The 16,573-nt window shown below is 66.3% G+C and carries 11 protein-coding genes; 5 read left to right on the plus strand and 6 right to left on the minus strand.

Annotated features, from left to right (window positions below; translation table 11 throughout):
* Positions 1-5: 5 nt before the first annotated feature.
* The 3 genes from kdpC to P1X14_RS02385 are packed head-to-tail and all read left to right on the plus strand — an operon-like array spanning position 6 to position 3,924.
* Complete coding sequence (kdpC, locus tag P1X14_RS02375; protein ID WP_277313706.1) at positions 6-596, plus strand: potassium-transporting ATPase subunit KdpC; 591 nt, start codon at positions 6-8, stop codon at positions 594-596.
* The gene (locus tag P1X14_RS02380) at positions 593-3,247 is read left to right on the plus strand and encodes a sensor histidine kinase KdpD (RefSeq protein WP_277313707.1); all 2,655 of its coding nucleotides are present in this window, start codon (positions 593-595) and stop codon (positions 3,245-3,247) included. The genes kdpC and P1X14_RS02380 overlap by 4 nt, the downstream gene beginning before the upstream one ends.
* On the plus strand, positions 3,244-3,924 hold the full coding sequence (locus tag P1X14_RS02385; RefSeq protein ID WP_277313708.1) for a response regulator transcription factor: 681 nt from the start codon (positions 3,244-3,246) through the stop codon (positions 3,922-3,924). The genes P1X14_RS02380 and P1X14_RS02385 overlap by 4 nt, the downstream gene beginning before the upstream one ends.
* Here the strand turns inward: P1X14_RS02385 and P1X14_RS02390 are convergent.
* The 4 genes from P1X14_RS02390 to P1X14_RS02405 form a co-directional block, all read right to left on the minus strand.
* Positions 3,921-5,261, minus strand: a complete 1,341-nt coding sequence (locus P1X14_RS02390; RefSeq protein WP_277313709.1) for a PepSY domain-containing protein — start codon at positions 5,259-5,261, stop codon at positions 3,921-3,923. The genes P1X14_RS02385 and P1X14_RS02390 overlap by 4 nt on opposite strands.
* Positions 5,262-5,266: 5 nt before the next feature.
* Positions 5,267-7,270: a TonB-dependent receptor gene (locus P1X14_RS02395; protein ID WP_277313710.1), complete on the minus strand. Its 2,004-nt coding sequence runs from the start codon at positions 7,268-7,270 to the stop codon at positions 5,267-5,269.
* 133 nt (positions 7,271-7,403) lie between these two features.
* On the minus strand, positions 7,404-7,808 hold the full coding sequence (locus P1X14_RS02400; RefSeq protein ID WP_277313711.1) for a DUF2946 family protein: 405 nt from the start codon (positions 7,806-7,808) through the stop codon (positions 7,404-7,406).
* Positions 7,809-7,856: 48 nt separating this feature from the next.
* Entirely contained in the window at positions 7,857-9,011 is a 1,155-nt protein-coding gene (locus P1X14_RS02405) for a crosslink repair DNA glycosylase YcaQ family protein (RefSeq protein WP_277313712.1), read from the minus strand.
* A 133-nt stretch (positions 9,012-9,144) separates the two neighbouring features.
* Here P1X14_RS02405 and P1X14_RS02410 point away from each other — a divergent pair, with 133 nt between their 5' ends.
* Entirely contained in the window at positions 9,145-10,758 is a 1,614-nt protein-coding gene (locus P1X14_RS02410) for an alpha-L-fucosidase (RefSeq protein ID WP_277313713.1), read from the plus strand.
* Positions 10,755-12,008, plus strand: coding sequence for an L-fucose:H+ symporter permease (gene fucP, locus P1X14_RS02415; RefSeq protein WP_277313714.1), 1,254 nt, complete (start codon positions 10,755-10,757; stop codon positions 12,006-12,008). Before P1X14_RS02410 ends, fucP begins: the two co-directional genes overlap by 4 nt.
* A gap of 89 nt (positions 12,009-12,097) precedes the next feature.
* Here fucP and P1X14_RS02420 read toward each other — a convergent pair whose 3' ends face one another.
* Both P1X14_RS02420 and P1X14_RS02425 read right to left on the minus strand, forming a co-directional pair.
* Entirely contained in the window at positions 12,098-14,950 is a 2,853-nt protein-coding gene (locus P1X14_RS02420) for a TIM-barrel domain-containing protein (protein WP_277313715.1), read from the minus strand.
* 11 nt (positions 14,951-14,961) lie between these two features.
* Positions 14,962-16,566: a DUF5597 domain-containing protein gene (locus tag P1X14_RS02425; RefSeq protein ID WP_277313716.1), complete on the minus strand. Its 1,605-nt coding sequence runs from the start codon at positions 16,564-16,566 to the stop codon at positions 14,962-14,964.
* Positions 16,567-16,573: the final 7 nt, after the last annotated feature.

Consider the following 16,573-nt stretch of genomic DNA (forward strand, 5'->3'; position numbering starts at 1 on the left):
TTGACATGCTCAAGGACTTTACCTCCGCCCTCCGCCCCGCGATCGTCCTCACGGTCCTGTTCGCGGTACTGCTTGGCCTCGCCTATCCCGCCGCGCTGACCGGCATCGGCCAGCTTGCCTTCCCGGCCCAGGCCAATGGCAGCCTGATCGAACGCGACGGCAAGGTCATCGGCTCCGAACTGATCGGACAGGGCTTCGCCGAGGCGCGCTATTTCCACGGCCGCCCCTCGGCTGCGGGTGCCGATGGCTATGACCCCACCGCATCCGCCGGATCGAACCTTGGCCCGACCAGCAAGGCGCTGGCCGACCGCATCCAGGGCGATCTGGCCAGCAAACCAGGACAGTCGGTTCCCGCCGATCTGGTGACCACCTCTGCCTCGGGGCTGGACCCCCATATCAGCCCCGAGGCAGCTTTTTCGCTGGTCGATCGCGTGGCCACCGCACGCGGGCTGCCGGCGGCGAAGGTGCGTGAGCTGGTCGCGGCGCATATCGAGCATCCGTCGCTCGGCTTTATCGGCGAACCGCGCGTCAATGTCCTCGCGCTCAACCGGGCACTCGACAGCATGGCGGCCAAGGGCGCAAACACCGGCCAGTGAACGAAACGCGCCCCGATCCCGACGCACTGCTCCGCGCCGCAAGGCAGGAGCAGCGCGGCAGACTCAAGGTCTTTCTCGGCGCCGCACCCGGCGTCGGGAAAACCTATGAGATGCTGAGCGATGGCGCCGCGCGGCGCGACGCTGGGATCGACGTGGTGGTGGCGGTCGTCGAGACCCATGGCCGCGCCGAGACCAAAGCGAAGACCGCCGGCTTCGAGATCGTCCCGCGCCGCCCGGTCGAATATGAAGGCCGCACGCTGGAGGAAATGGACATCGACGCCGTTCTGGCGCGCCGTCCGCAACTCGTGCTGGTCGACGAACTCGCTCACACCAACGCGCCGGGCAGCCGCCACGACAAACGCTATCAGGATGTCGAGGAACTGCTGACAGCGGGGATCGACGTCTACTCCACGCTCAACATCCAGCATCTCGAGAGCCTGAACGACGTCGTCGCCTCGTTCACCCGCGTGCGCGTCCGCGAGACTCTGCCGGATCGCGTGATCGAGAATGCCGAGATCGAGATCGTCGATATTCCGCCCGACGAGCTGATCGAGCGGCTGAAGGACGGCAAGGTCTATGTGCCCGAGGAAGCCTCGCGTGCGCTGGGCAATTTCTTCTCCAAATCCAACCTCTCTGCACTCCGCGAAATGGCGCTGCGGCGCGCGGCGCAGGCGGTGGATGCACAGATGCTCGATCATCTGCGCGCGCATGCCTTGGCCGGGACCTGGGCAGCGACCGACCGGCTGGTGGTGGCGGTCAGCGAACTGCCCGGTTCGGCCGAACTGGTCCGCGCCGCCAAGCGCATCGCAGACGGGCTGCGCGCACCATGGACCGCCGTGCATATCGAAACGCCGCGTACCGCGAGCCTGGGCGATGCCGACAATGCCCGGATCGCCGCGACAATGCACCTCGCGACCCAGCTCGGCGGGCAGGTCGCGACCGTCCCCGCCGAGAATGTGCTGGAGGGGCTGAAGCGCTTCACCACCGAAGCCCGCGCGACCCAGCTGATCGTCGGCAAGTCGCTCCGCTCACGCTGGTTCGAGCTTCGCCACGGATCGGTGGTCGACCGGCTGGTGCGTGGCACGCCGGGTCTGGCGGTCCATGTGCTGCCGATGGGCGAGCATGGCCCGGCGTCGGCCGGCAAGCGCGCAAAAGGCAATTGGGGTTCGATCGAAGGCTATGCCGTATCGCTCGCCCTCGCCGCGCTGGTCACCCTGCTCGGCGCGAGCATCTTCGCATCTGGCAGCATCACCAATATTGGGCTGCTCTACCTGATCCCGGTGATGGTCGCGGCGACGCGCTATGGCCTGCGCACCGGGTTGGTCACCGGACTGGTTTCCAGCCTCGCCTATAATTTCTTCTTCATCCCGCCGACCCGCACCTTCACCATCCAGGACCCGCAGAACATCATCACCGTGCTGGTGCTGCTGGGCGTGGCGGTGATGGCGAGCCAGCTCGCCGCGCGGGTGCGCGAACAGGCGCTTCTAGCCCAGCGAAGCGCGGCGCAGAACAGCGCGCTGGCGGGCTTTGCCCGGCTGCTGACCGGCATTCGCGACGAGGCCGAGTTGGGGCAATTGCTGTGCGCCGAAGTCGCCCGGCTGCTCGACGTGAACGCGGTGCTGCTCCTGCCCGAAGAGGGGGTGCTGGCGGTCAGCGCGGCCAATCCGCCCGAGGACCGGTTGGAAGCGATCGAGCAGGCAGCGGCGCGCTGGGCGTTCGACAATAACCGGCCCGCCGGGCGCGGATCGGATACGCTCACCGCGTCCGAATGGCTGTTTCAGCCGGTCGTGGCGGGCGGCAAGGTGCTCGGTGTGTTCGGCTTGGCGCGCAGCGACGCCGCGACACCGATCCGATCGGACATGCTGCCCCTGCTGCTCAGCCTGCTCGATCAGGCGGGCCTCGCGCTCGAACGCATCTCGCTGGAAACCGAGATGGCGAGCGTGACCCAGCTGCGCGAACGCGACCGGTTGCGTCAGGCCTTGCTGTCGTCGGTCAGCCACGACCTCCGCACGCCACTGACCACGATCCTCGGCTCGCTGGCGGAACTGCGTCCCGAAAATAGCGAACAGGCCGAGCAGATCACCTCCGCCCGTGCCGAGGCCGAGCGGCTCAATCGCTTCGTCGCCAACCTGCTCGACATGGTCCGGATCGAGGCCGGGGCGCTGCACCAGTCGACCGAACCGGTCGATCTCGCCGATGCCGCGGCGAGCGCCGTGCACGACCTGCGCCGCGCGCTCGACGGTCACTCGGTACTGCTCGACGTGCCGCCTGACCTGCCCTTTGTTCGCGTCGATCCCCAGCTGTTCCATCACTGCCTGATCAACCTGATCGAGAATGCCGCCAAATATGGCGGCAGCGGCACGCCGATCACGCTGACGGCGCGCCGCGATCATCGTGGCGTCTCGCTGTCGGTACTGGACGAGGGACCCGGCCTGCCGGCAGGCGAGGAGCAGCGCATCTTCGAAACCTTCTCGCGGATCGAGGGATCGGATCGCAAGGGCGGCACCGGACTGGGCCTCGCCATCGTGAAGGGCTTTGCCGAAGCGATGGGGCTAAGCGTCGAAGCATCGAGCCGCGCTGATCGTGACGGCGCCCGCTTCTCGATCCTGTTCGACGAAGCGCATCTGGTGAAGAGCGGAGCCGGGGAATGAGTCAGGCTATCAAGCTGCTGGTGGTCGACGACGAACCTGCGATCCGCCGGCTGCTCGGCACCGCGCTCACCCGCGTAGGCTATGCGGTGGTCGAGGCGGGGTCGGCGCGCGACGCGATGGTCTCGGTCCAGATCGACAAGCCCGAGGCGGTGCTGCTCGATCTCGGCCTGCCGGATCGCGACGGGCTGGAACTGGTGCCGCTGATCAAGGCAGCGGGCGCCGCGGTGCTGGTCGTATCGGCCCGCGATGCGACCGAGCAGAAGGTCACCGCGCTCGATCTTGGTGCCGACGATTACGTCACCAAGCCGTTCGATACCGAGGAAGTGCTGGCCCGCGTCCGCACCGCGCTGCGCCACCGCCTCGCCGCCGAGGCCGATGCACCGCTGGTGCGGATCGGCGATGTGGAGATCGACGTCGCCAACCGCATGGTCCGCAAGGGCGGCGAGGAAGTGCATCTTTCGCCCAAGGAATTCGCCTTCCTCGCCGAACTCGCCAAGCGGCCGGGCAAGGTCATCACCCATGCCCAGCTGCTCCGCACCATCTGGGGCGCCGGGCACGACAATGACGTCGAATATCTCCGCGTCGCGGCGCGCAGCGTGCGGCGGAAGATCGACAGCGATCCGGCCGCCTCGATGATCCGGAACGAGCTTGGCGTGGGATACCGGCTGCTGGTCTAGATCGGCCTTCGCCGTATCAGCGCCGCGATCCGGTCGAGCACGATCAGCACCACCAGCGAAGCGCCGAACAGCGGCAGCAGCAATGCCATCACGACGATCGCGGCAATCGCCCAGCGCAGGCGTGCCTTGTCCGGCGCCGGTGGTGCGCCGAACTCGCCTTGCGGGCGGCGGTTCAGCCACATCACCACCCCCAATATGCTGATGCTCATCAGCGCGATGGCGGTCGCCACGCCGATCAGCTGGTTCGCCAGTCCGAACAGCTGACCCTCGTGCCATGCAATCCCGGTATTCACGATCCGGTCGACCAGATGCTTATCGCCGAAACCGCTGCGGCTCGTCTCCGCACCAGTCGTGGGATCATAGGTCACCTGACGCGTCAGCGGACGGTTCTGCGGCTGGGACGCGGCGGTCCAGACATTGCCGGTCGGCGCGCCGAAGCGCGGCGTGGCATGGGGCGGCAGGATGCGCACCGGGAAGACCATATGCTCGGCCTGCGCGTTGGCGACGATCGCGGACAGCGGCACGCCATGGTTCGCATGCGAAGCCATATGTGCGTGGCCGGACATCGGACCGGGCTTCGCCATCGCGCTGTGATCATGTTCGGCGGGCGCGGGCTTGGGGCCGATCTTCCAGTCCTGCTTGCCCTGCACCAGCCCCAGTTCGGTGCGCACCCATTTGAACGCGCTGCCCCAGGTCCCCGCCCAGGGCAGGCCGCTGGCGAGCATGACCAGCACCAGCCCGGCGATCCAGAATCCGGTGACGCGGTGGATATCCTTCAGCAGCGGACGGCCCCGCAGCCCCAGCCGCGGCCACAATGTCCCCGCCATCCGGAACGGCCGCGGCCACCACAGATACAGGCCGGTCAGGATCAGCACGATCGTCCAGCTCGCCGCCAGCTCGACCAGCCGGTCGCCCCATTCGCCGAGCAGCAGCGATCCGTGCACGCTCGCCACCAGCTCCGATATCCGCGCATCGGGATCGAGCGTGCCGAGCAGCCTGCCCTGCGGCGACACATAGACTTCGCGCGCGCTGCCGTCCGCCAGGGTGAACTGGATCATCGCCGCGTCACCCGCATGTTCGGGCAACCGGTAATGATCGAAGCGCGCACCGGGATAGGCCGACATCGCCACCGCAAGCTGCTCGTCAGGCGACACGGCGTCGCCCGCAGGAAGCCCGCGAAAGGCGCGCTCCTCCCACCGGTCGATCTGCGGCTTGAACAGATAGATCGATCCGGTCACCGACAGGATCATGATGAAGGGCAGCACGAACAGCCCGGCATAGAAATGCCAGCGCCAGACGGTGCGGTAGAGTGCTGTGGAAGAAGCGGATTTAGTCATCGGCCTCACCACTCGAACCGCAGGCCGGCATGGACCGCGCGGCCCGTCCCCGGATTGAAGATCTCCGCGCCCGGCCCGGCAGTCCCGGCGATGGCGACGGTCGAGATGTAATGCTTGTCCGTCAGGTTGCGGCCCTCGAGATAGAAGGACAGCCCGTCACTCGCATCGAACCCCGCACGCAGGTTCAGCAGCGCATAGGGATCCACCGTCAGCGTATTGGCATTGTCCGCGAAGTAACGCCCGGGCGCCCATTCGACATTGGGCCCGGCATAGAATCCGCCCGGATGCCGGTAGAGCAGTTCCGCGCGCAGATAATGCTTCGGCACGCCCGGCAGTTCGTTGTCGCCGTAGAGCGGATCGCCGTCGAACCGGAAATCGCTATAGGTATAGGCACCGGTCAGGACGAGCCTGTCCCCCGAAGCGAACGCCGAAAGCGGTACCGCCGCATCGACCCCGATCTCGGCACCCTGATGCACCGTCTTGCCCGCATTGACGATGCTGCACGGGCTGAACGGCCCGGTGGTCAGACACTGGAGCTCGCCGTCGATCCGCGAACGGTAAAGCGAGACGTCCCAGCCGACCCCGCCGCTGCGTCCGCGCGACCCGATCTCGAACGTCGTCGCGCGCTGGGGCTTCAGATTGGTCGCGGTGACGACATTCGCGTCGAAGCTCGGCACCTCGGCACTGCGCGAGACATTGCCGAACAGCTGCACGCCGGGCCGCACGTCCCACAACAGTCCTGCCTTCGGACTCCATAGCTGGAAGTCCCGCCGCCCCGACTGGTCACCGTTCGACAGGAACCGGTCGCGCCGGTCGCGGACAGCGTCAAGATACTGGACACCCGCGATCAGCGAGAGCTGCGGCAGCACCGACAGCGCGTCCTCGGCATAGAAGGAGAAGTTGCGCGAACGGTCGATCATCGACGCGGTCAGCGCGCCCTTCGTCGCTGCGGTGTTGACGAACTGCTCGGTATCGATCGTCCCGTTGTGCAGCGTCGCGCCGAGCGTCAGCCGGTTGCGCAGGCCGCCGATGCTGCGCTCATCCACCAGCCGCACGAACGCCCCATAATCGTCGACCGTATAATCGAGATACTGGTAGATCGGATGATCGACGCGCCGCCAGTTATAGAACACGCCAGCATCCACCCGCGTCTCGCCGAAGCGGAAGCTCGTCCGGTTCGAGATGCGGACGGAGTCGACGTTGCGCTGCTGGTCCTGCGCGATCCATACCGGATTGGCGGCGCGCGGCGTGCCGAGCGCGGCCGCCTTGCCGACTTCGCCCGGAATCTCCTGCTCGGTCGTGGCCGCGGTCAGATAGAAGCGCGTCTCGACATTCGGCGAGAGCCGATAGCCCAGGTTGAAATTGCCGCGCACCGCGCTGCCCCGGCTATGCTCGCGATAGCCGTCGATCCGCTGGGCCGAGACGGTGCCGAACCAGTCGAGATTGCCCGCATTTCCCCCGGCGCTCGCCTGCCCCTTCACATAGCCATAGCTGCCAATATCGATCCGCGCGTCGAACGGCGCCGCATCGCGCCCGGTCGGCGTCACCAGATTGATCGCGCCGCCCAGCGCGTTCGATCCGAAGCGCAGCGCATTGCCGCCCTTGTAGATTTCGACATAGCGATAGGCACTCGGATCGATCTCGAAGAAATCCATCAGCCCGTCCGACGTGTTCATCGGAATGCCGTCGAGATAGACCGAAATGCCGCGGATGCCGTACGCGCGCGACAGGCCCGATCCGCGGATCGAGACGCGCGCATCGTCGCCCATTCGCGGCTGGGCGATCACGCCGGGCACGAAGGCCAGGATGTCCTTGATGTGCTGGACCGGCGTCCCCTTGAACGCCGTATCGGGAACGATCTCCACGCCGCCCGCCGTCCGCTGGATCTCCCGCGTCGCTTGCTCGGTATCGGGGGTGCCGGTCACGACGATATCGGCGGGGCGGGCCTCCTGCGCAAAGGCGGGAACGGCGGCAAGGCTTGCGGCGAGCGCGAAAAGCGAAACTCTCATGGTGACTTCCAGTGTCTTGAAGGCGTGATGCGCGGCCCGGCGCGAAAGGCATGGGCGCGAGTTGCGGACCCTCGCGTGCGGCGCGGGTCCGGTCAGGCCGGAGACGTGGAAGGGGTTCGATCGGCTCCGGCGTTCAGGCCAGAGCGGGTGGTCCGCGGAGCGGTGGGGTCAGGTAATCGGCGCGGCCGGGCGCGAAATCGGCAGGCGGCGCCAGCGCGAATTCGCGCAGCAGCATCGCCCGTTCCGCGAGCAGCGGCGGCGCACCGGTGCCCAGCGCAGGTGCGGACATGCCCGCGAACGCGCAGCTTTCCGCCTTTTGCTGGTGGTCGGATTGCTGCCCGCCAACGTCCGGATTGCCCAGATCGACGACCATCGTCTTGCCGCCATTCACGGCGTCGCAGATGGTGACGACGATGCCCTGCGCGGTCGCGACCGGCATGAATCCGGCCGGCACGGCGATGCGGACCAGCAGGGCCAGCGCGAACATCGCAGCAAACAGGCTGCGCACGCGTCCCCCGGTTCGAATCACCCCGATCATGCGCGCCGCCTAGCCGCGCCGCGCGGCATTGTCACCCGCAACCGGCGATCAATCGCGATCCAACCCCAGCCATGCGGCCATCGCATGCAGCTCGGTTTCGAGTTCGGCACGCGCCTCGCCCGGCGCGCCCGGTTCCATGTGTAGCGACTGGACCAGCAGCCGCCCGCGCTGCCGGTCCGCCTTCAGATCGACCCGCGCCACCAGCCGGTCGCCCAGCAGGAAGGGCAGCACATAATAGCCATGCACGCGCTTCTCGGCAGGCACATAGATCTCGATCCGGTAGCGGAAGCCGAAAATGCGTTCGGCCCGGTCGCGTTCCCAGATCAGCGGATCGAACGGCGCCAGCAGCGCCCGCGCCTCGATCCTCCGCGGCTGCCGCGCGTCGCGATGAAGAAAGGCAGGCTTGCCCCATCCCGCCACCTCGACCGGCACCAGCACACCCTCTTCCACCAGCGCCGCCACCGCCGGATCGCCCTCGGCCGGACGCAGCCGGAAATAGTCGCGAAGCTCGCCACGGGTCGCTACGCCCAACGCGCGCGCCGAACGCTCGATCAGCGCCTTGTGTGCCTCGGCCTCGGGCGGGGTCGGCAGGTCGAGGATGCGGCGCGGGATCACTCGCTCGGTCACGTCATAAACCCGTTCGAACCCGCCCCGCCGCGTCGCGGTGGTGACATGTCCGGCATAGAACAGCCATTCGAGGATGCGCTTGGCATCGCCCCATTCCCACCAGCCCGACCGGCTGCGCCCCTCCTCGAAGTCCGATACCGCCATCGGCCCATTGTCACGGATGCGCGCCAGCACCGCCTCGGCATCCGCGCGGCGCTCGGTCGCGAAGATCTTCATGTTGGTCCAGCCCATCGTCCCGCGATCCGCCCGCGCCATCCGCCAGCGCAGCAGCGGGTGGAGATCGAGCGGCAGCAGCGAGGCTTCGTGCGCCCAATATTCGAACATCCGCCGCTCGCGCTTCGGCCCCCAGGCGCCGCTGTCGAGCAGGCTACGATCATATCCGCCCAGCCGCGAGAAAGCCGGCAGGTAGTGTGCGCGCGACAGCACGTTGACGCTGTCGATCTGGTGGATCCCCACCCGGTCAAGCGTTCGCCGCAGATGCGCGACACTCGCCACCTCCGGCCGCTTCGCGCCAAAACCCTGCGCACCCAGCGCGATCCGCCGCGCCTGCGCCGCCGTGATCCGTTCCATCGTCATCGCACCGGGATGCCGCCGCGAATCCAACAGGGCAAGCATCCCCTTGCACCGCGCCGATCCAGCGGTTAGCATTTCCTTACATAAAATCGATTTGCACCAATGATAATATGGTGCGCCGTTAGGGAGAGGCCATTTGGTCACGCGTCGCGGAGCGTTAGGCAGCATCGGCGGCGCGGTGGCGGGCGTCCTCGCCGCCCCGGCCGCGCGCGCCGAAACTCCGGCCAACTGGTCCGCCCTCGCCGCCGCCTATCGTATGCCCGACTGGTTCCGCGATGCGAAGTTCGGCATCTGGGCGCATTGGGGTCCGCAATGCGTGCCCGAATTCGGCGACTGGTACGGCCGGCAAATGTATCAGCAGGGCACGCCGTTCTACGACCATCACCTCAAGACATACGGCCACCCCGCCGACACCGGATTCCTCGACATCATCGGCAAGTGGAAGGGTGAGAAGTGGGATCCGGAACGCCTCTTCAGCCTCTATGAGAAGGCGGGCGCCAAATATCTGATGGTGATGGCCAATCATCACGACAATCTCGACCTGTTCGACAGCCGCCATCACGAATGGAACTCAACCCGCGTCGGCCCGAAGCGCGATATCGTCGGCACTTGGGAGAAGATCGCGCGGCGTGAGGGGATGCGCTTCGGCGTGTCGAACCACAGCAGCCACGCCTGGCACTGGTGGCAGCCCGCTTACGGCTATGATGCCGAGGGCCCGCGCGCGGGCGAGCGCTACGACGCGTTCCGGCTGACCAGGGCCGATGGCAAGGGCACATGGTGGGACGGCCTCGACCCGCAGGCGCTCTACACCGGTCCCTCGATGATCGCGCCCGACGGCATTCGCGGCATACCTGCGATGAACGATTTCCACGAAACGCATAGCGGCCGCTGGATGGAATTCGCGCCGCCGGAAAACCCGCATCATGTCGCGAACTGGCTGATGCGCCAGAAGGATCTGGTCGAGAAATACCGGCCGGACATCGTCTATTTCGACAATTACTATCTGCCGTTCGGGCCGGTCGGACTCGAGGCGCTGGCGCATTATTACGACCAAAGCATCGCCCGGCATGGCCGCGTCGAAGTCGTCGCCACCGCCAAGAAGCTCGATCCGCTCCAGCGCTCGATCCTCGTCGACGATGTCGAACGCGGGTTCCTCGACCAGATCCGGCCCGAGCCATGGCAGACCTGCACCTGCATCGGCGACTGGCATTATAATCGATGGCGCTATGAGGCGAAGGGCTACGTGCCCGCCGAAAAGGTGATCCAGCGGCTGTGCGACGTGGTGTCGAAGAACGGCAATCTACTGCTCTCGATCCCGATGCGCGGCGACGGCAGCATCGACAGCGAGGAGGAGAAGATCCTCGCCGGGATCACCCGCTGGATGGCGCGCAACGGCGACGCCGCGATCTTTGGCTCGCGGCCTTGGCGCATCTTCGGCGAAGGCCCGGCGCAGCTTGGCAGCGGGATGCACAATGAAGGCAAGGTCGAGTTTACCGCACGCGACGTTCGCTACACGGTGAAGGGTGGCGCGTTGCTCGCAACCTTCCTCGTCTGGCCGGAAGAGCCGGTCTCGCTCACCGCGCTCGGCAAGGACGCGATGCCCGATGCCGAGATCACCCGCGTCACTTTGGTCGGCGGCGGAAAATTGAAGACCGAGCGCTTCGGAACGGGGCTGACGATCACGCTGCCGCGTGCCAGAAAAGACGAAATGATACCGGTAGTCCGGATCGACGGGGGAGGATTGGTATGAGCGAGCCAGCAGCGGGCACACGAGCCAGATACCTCATCCCGCTGCTGCTGATCGTCAGCCTCTTCTTCCTGTGGGGGGCGGCGAACAATCTCAACGACGTGCTGATGAAGCATTTCAAAAAGGCCTTCACGCTCAGCGATTTCCAGACTGGCCTCGTCCAGTCCGCCTTCTATTTCGGATATTTCTGCTTCGCGGTCCCCGCGGCGCTGTTCATGAAACGCTATGGCTACAAGGCGGCAGTGGTGCTCGGCCTCGGCCTGTTCGGCGCGGGCGCATTGCTGTTCGTGCCCGCGGCCAATGCGCACAGCTACGGCTTCTTCCTCGTCGCACTCTACGTGCTGGCCAGCGGCCTCGCCTTTCTCGAGACCTCGGCCAATCCGCTGATCACCGTGCTCGGCGATCCCGGCACGGCCGAGAGCCGGCTCAACTTCGCGCAGAGCTTCAATCCGCTCGGCTCAATCGCGGGCGTGCTGATCGGCAGCAGCTTCATCCTGTCCGGCGTCGAGCTCACGCCCGAACAGACCGCATCGATGAGCGAATCCGCGCTGCAGAGCTGGTACGCCGCCGAAAGCCAGGCGGTGAAAGGGCCGTACATCGCCATCGGCCTGTTCGTGCTGGCATGGGCGGCATTGGTCGCGTTCGTCCGCTTTCCCGCGGCTGCGACCGAACCCGCCGCGGACGAGACCGGCAGCGCGGAAGATTACCGCACCCTGATCTCCCGGCCCCGCTTCATGGGCGGCGTGATCGCCCAATTCTTCTATGTCGGCGCGCAGGTCGGCGTGTGGAGCTATCTGATCCGCTACACCCAGGTCGAACTGCCCGGCACACCGGAGAAGCTCGCCGCACAGGCGATCACCGCGTCGCTGGCGCTGCTGTTCGTCGGCCGCTTCCTCGGCGCCGCGCTGATGCAGCGGGTGGCGGCGGCGACCCTGCTCACCGTCTTCTCCGCGATCAACGTGGTACTGTGCATCTTCGCGGCGCTGGTCGGCGGCGGCATGGGCCTTGCCGCGCTGATCGCGACCAGCCTGTTCATGTCGATCATGTACCCGACCATCTTCGCGCTATCGATCCGCGGCCTCGGTCCGCTGACCAAGGCGGGATCGTCGCTGCTGGTGATGGCGATCATCGGCGGCGCGGTGCTGACCGCGCTGATGGGCTTTGTATCGGACGTCACCACCATCAGCGCCGCCATGCTGGTGCCCGCCGCCTGCTTCGCCGCAGTACTGGCCTTCGCCCGATCGGTTCGCTGACGCCCCCCCCCAAAAGCGAAGTGGCCGCCCGGCAGGGGATGCTCGACCCGGCCGGGCAGCCACCGCCGGTGACCGCCGATTTTGTCCCCTTACGGCCGCCGAACCACGATCTCCTTGCCCTCATAGGTGAAGCTGAGCGCAGGGTTCTCGGCGAAGTCCGGCACCGCCGCCTTGCCGGGCCCATAGAAGCGCACCGAATAGGCCCGCTTCCGCGCCATCCCCGGATAGCCGCCCTCGCGCGCGCCGATGGTCAGCGTGCCCTTCCCCTCGTCCCAGCGCAGCGGCACGCGGGCGAACTCGCCCTTCTTGTAGCCTGGGCTCAGCCCGTCATCCTCGTACAGCGAGAAGCTGCCCGAATTGCCGGTGAAGACATGGAGCACGATCGGCCCGTCCGGCTGCTCGCCGGTCCATTGCGTCGCGGGGCCGGTCGGCACGATCGAACCGGCGCGGACAAACAATGGCATCCGCTCGCGCGGGGCATCGGCCTTCACCAGTTGCCCGCCCTTGTAGAGGATGCCGGTCGCGAAATCGTACCAGCCCGCACCATCGGGCAGATACACGTCGCGGCTACGCGCACCGAACTGCGTCACCGGCGCGACCAGAAAAGCCGGACCGAACATATACGCATCGTCGATATTCCACACGCGCCGGTCGGACGGGAAGTCCATCACCAGCCCGCGCATCATCGTGCCGTCCTTGTGCCAGGTGTCGGCGGCGACGGTGTAGATGTACGGCATCAGCCGGTAGCGCAGCCGCGTATAGTCGAGCATCGACTGGTACATCGCGTCGTCGCCCGCCGCGATCTCATAGATCTCGCGCTTCGGTGCCTCGCCATGGCTGCGGAACAACGGGCTGAACGCGCCGAACTGGAACCAGCGCAGGTTCAGTTCGCGCCATTCGGGCAGATGCGCGGGATCGGCGCGGGTATAGCGATCCTCCACCGCGAACCCGCCGATATCATGCGTCCAGTTGGGCACGCCCGACATGGACAGGTTCGTCCCCGCCGAAATCTGGTCGCGCAGATCGTCCCAGCGCGCCGCGACGTCACCCGACCACAGCGCCGAACTGGTCCGCTGCGTACCGCCAAAGCCCGAACGCGTCAGGATGAAGGGCCGCTTGTCCGGCTGCGCCACGCGAAGCCCGTCCGCGACGCCCTCGCCATGCACCAGCGGAAAGCTGTTGAAGAACGCCGCGCCCGGCCCCTGTGCCGTCGGCCCCATCCGCTCGGCGCGCTGCTCGATCGAGAGGTTGGAATGGATATCCGGCTCGGTCGCGTCCATCCACCAGGCGTCGAAACCCTTGTCGACCAGCTGCTCGCGCACCTGCCGGAAATAGATCGCCCGCGCCTCCGGAGCATAGGGATCGTAATCGGTATTCTCATAGCCCGGCCCGACCCAGTCCTTCTCCTTCGCCTCCAGATTGCCGCGATAGAGATAGCCCTTGGCCGCCAGTTCCTGCGCGTTCTTGGTGTTGGGATAGAATTTCGGCCAGACCGAGATCATCACGCGCGCATTGAGCGCATGGACCTCGTTCACCATCCCCACCGGATCGGGGAAACGCTTGGGGTCGAACTCGTGGCTGCCCCACTGGTCCTCGGGCCAGTAGAACCAGTCCTGCACGATATTGTCGATCGGGATCTGCCGCTTGCGATATTCGCGCACCACACCGAGCAACTGCTCCTGCGTCTCGTAGCGTTGGCGGCTCTGCCAGAAGCCATAGGCCCAGAGCGGCATCATCTCGGCCTTGCCGGTCAGATGACGATATCCGCCGATCACCGCATCCATGTTCGCGCCGGTCACGACATAATAGTCGAGCCCTTTCGCCACTTCGGACGACATCCACAGCGAATTGCGGTCGGTCGCGGGCAGCGGATCGGAATGGAACAGCGCGAGATAACCGGCATTCGGCTCCCACTCGATCCGGATCTCGACCGGCCTGCCCCTGGTCATCGCCAGATCGAAGTTGCGGAACCACGGATTCCAGTTCTGCCGCCACGCGTCGACCACCTGCTTCCCGTCGACAAACACCTTGATGTAGCTCGAGGCATAGAGGCGGAACTTGTGCGTGCCGGTCGCATCCGGCGTCACCGTGCCGGTCCAAACCACATGCTGCTTGCCGACGACCTGCCCCGCAGTGTTCTGCCCGCTCTCGGGAGTGGCGACGGTCTGGGCCTTGGCGGCTTCGGGCCAGTTCTTCTGGTCCTTGATGAACTGATAGTCGATGAACGCCTCGCGCCGGCTCACCGCCAGCCGGTCGCCCAGATAATAATCGGCCTTCCAGCCCGCCTGCCCGCCGCTGGTGACCCGCAACCCCTGCCCGACATGGGCATAGGGCACCGGATTCCCGAAGCGGGTGATACCATTATTGTCCCACAACAGCCCATACCCCTTGGTCGAGACGACGAAGGGGATCGCGATATCCATATTGTGCTGGGCGAGTTCGACGTCCTCGCCATTATAGTTCATCTGCCGGTTCTGGTGCTGGCCGAGGCCGTAAAACCCCTCGTCGGTGGCGCGGTTGAACTGCTGGCGGATCGTCAGATAGCCGGGCGTCGCCGACTGGCCGAAGGCGCCGCGCGGCGATTCCGCCAGCACGATTTTCCCCTCCGCATCGCGGAACCGGACATTGCCGTCGGACAGGCGCACTTCGGCGGTGGCACGGGGGAGCTTCAGCGTGACGATCCCGTTGGCGGTCGTCACCAGCGGTTCGCCGCTCGGCTTGGCCGTCACCATCAGGCTGGCCGGCAAGTCGAGGCTCTCGGCTGGCAGCGCTGTCACGCGAAACGCGGCATCGCCATAGGCAAGCACCCGCACCCGCTTGGCCGGGCCGCTGTCGGGCGTCACCACCACGCCATGCGCGACCTGCACGACATCGGAGGCCAGCGCCGTGCCGCTGAACAGCGACAGCGTCAGCGCCGCGACGCCGAGGAATCCCTGCCTCACATCTCTCTCCCTTATCGCCAGCTGGCCAAGCGTATGCGCAGCACCTGCGGCACACCAGTGAAGTTCAGTCCGTAATCGGTCTGGTCTCCGTTCCACACGCGGACGAACACCCATTTGCCCTTGTCGAAATAACCTTCCTCGACCCGGTCGAACATCAGGTTGCGCCCGTCCGCCGCGGTGAAGGCGAAGTCGATCCGCGCATCGAAGCCGGTGACCAGATATTCGTCCGGCCCCAGCCGCGCGATTGCCAGGCCGCCGCGTGGCTCGCCATTGCCCTTGGGCGGATCGAAGCCGAACTGGCCGCGGCCGAAGGTCACTATCGCCTTGTGCTCACCCAGATCGATCGTCTGGGTGAACTTGGCATCGGCGTCGGTCGGCTCGGCCACGCCCCACACCTGCCCCTCGAACGCCAGCTTCGCCCATTCGCGCTGCATCGGCGCGAACAGGCGGTAATTGCGCGCGAACAGCCCGATCGTCTCGTCGTCCAGCACCTTGGCGCCGAGCGGGAAGTTGGAATAACCGCTCTGGTCCATGCCGAACATCGACCAGCCGATCCCGCCCCGCCCGATCGTCGCGAAGAAATAGCGGGCATAGGCTTTCGCATTGCCGGTCTCGGCAACGAACAGCGGATTGTCCGCCCGCGCATAGGCGTCGAGGAAGCCGAGATAGGTCTTGTGATCGGGATTGTAGATGTCGGGCGACACCAGATCGAGGTGCGGCGCCGCTGCCTCGTACACGTCGATCACCGTGTTGGCGGGACCGCCCGAGGCATAGGTGTTGGGGTCCTGCCATGCGAAGGGAGTCCCCGGCAGCGCGGCATTGGCATACATCGGCAGCGGCTTGATCGCCTTCCCCGCCGCCGCGATCTCGTCGATGTAGCGGGCGAGATACCAGCTGTGGAAGAACAGCTCGGCATCGCGGCCATAGAGTTCGGTCCAGGTGCCGGGCTTCTTGCCGGTCTGCTTCACCAGCGCGGCGGGCACCTGCCCGGCGAACAGGCGGTTGGCCTCGGGCGAATGATCGCGCGCGCTGCCATAGCTGCCCGGCTCATTTTCCACCTGCATCATGATGACGGTGTTCTGCGGGTCCACCGCGCGCAAATGCGTCATCAGCGCGACGAACGCCTTCTTGTCCGCCTCCAGCGTGACGCGCGAATGCGGGGTCAGCGCGTAATGCGTCTTGCCCTCGCGATTGGTCATGCGCGGAAAGCGCCTGTTGTCGGTCTTCACCCAGCGCGGCGCATAATGCGGGCTGGTGTTCTTCCAGGTCGCGAACCACAGCAGCACCAGCCGAACATCATGCTCGCGCGCCTGTTTCAGCAGCGTGTCGACGAACGAGAAGTCGAACTTGCCCTCTTCGGGTTCGATCTGCTCCCACGCGACCGGCACCTGCACTGTGTTCGCCTGGATCTGGTCGATCACCGGCCACACCTTCGGCAGCATCGCCGGATAATTGCTCGAATTATGGACCTGCGCCGCCAGCATCAGGAACGGCGCACCATCGACCATCAGCGCGTGGCGGCCATTTTTCGAAACGATCCGCGGCACCTCGGCCGCCATCGCCGGTGTGGCGATGGCAGCGCTGAGGCACGCGAGAAGCGCAAGCGCGGAACGCAACAGGCGT

The organism is Sphingomonas sp. AOB5 (genome assembly GCF_029433115.1).
GTDB lineage: Bacteria > Pseudomonadota > Alphaproteobacteria > Sphingomonadales > Sphingomonadaceae > Sphingomonas.

Excerpts from the sequence above, each read along its gene's own strand:
- kdpC (WP_277313706.1), top strand. The coding sequence starts at position 6 with ATGCTCAAGGACTTTACCTCCGCCCTCCGCCCCGCGATCGTCCTCACG.
- P1X14_RS02385 (WP_277313708.1), top strand. The coding sequence starts at position 3,244 with ATGAGTCAGGCTATCAAGCTGCTGGTGGTCGACGACGAACCTGCGATC.
- P1X14_RS02390 (WP_277313709.1), bottom strand. The coding sequence starts at position 5,261 with ATGACTAAATCCGCTTCTTCCACAGCACTCTACCGCACCGTCTGGCGC.
- P1X14_RS02395 (WP_277313710.1), bottom strand. The coding sequence starts at position 7,270 with ATGAGAGTTTCGCTTTTCGCGCTCGCCGCAAGCCTTGCCGCCGTTCCC.
- P1X14_RS02400 (WP_277313711.1), bottom strand. The coding sequence starts at position 7,808 with ATGATCGGGGTGATTCGAACCGGGGGACGCGTGCGCAGCCTGTTTGCT.
- P1X14_RS02405 (WP_277313712.1), bottom strand. The coding sequence starts at position 9,011 with ATGACGATGGAACGGATCACGGCGGCGCAGGCGCGGCGGATCGCGCTG.
- fucP (WP_277313714.1), top strand. The coding sequence starts at position 10,755 with ATGAGCGAGCCAGCAGCGGGCACACGAGCCAGATACCTCATCCCGCTG.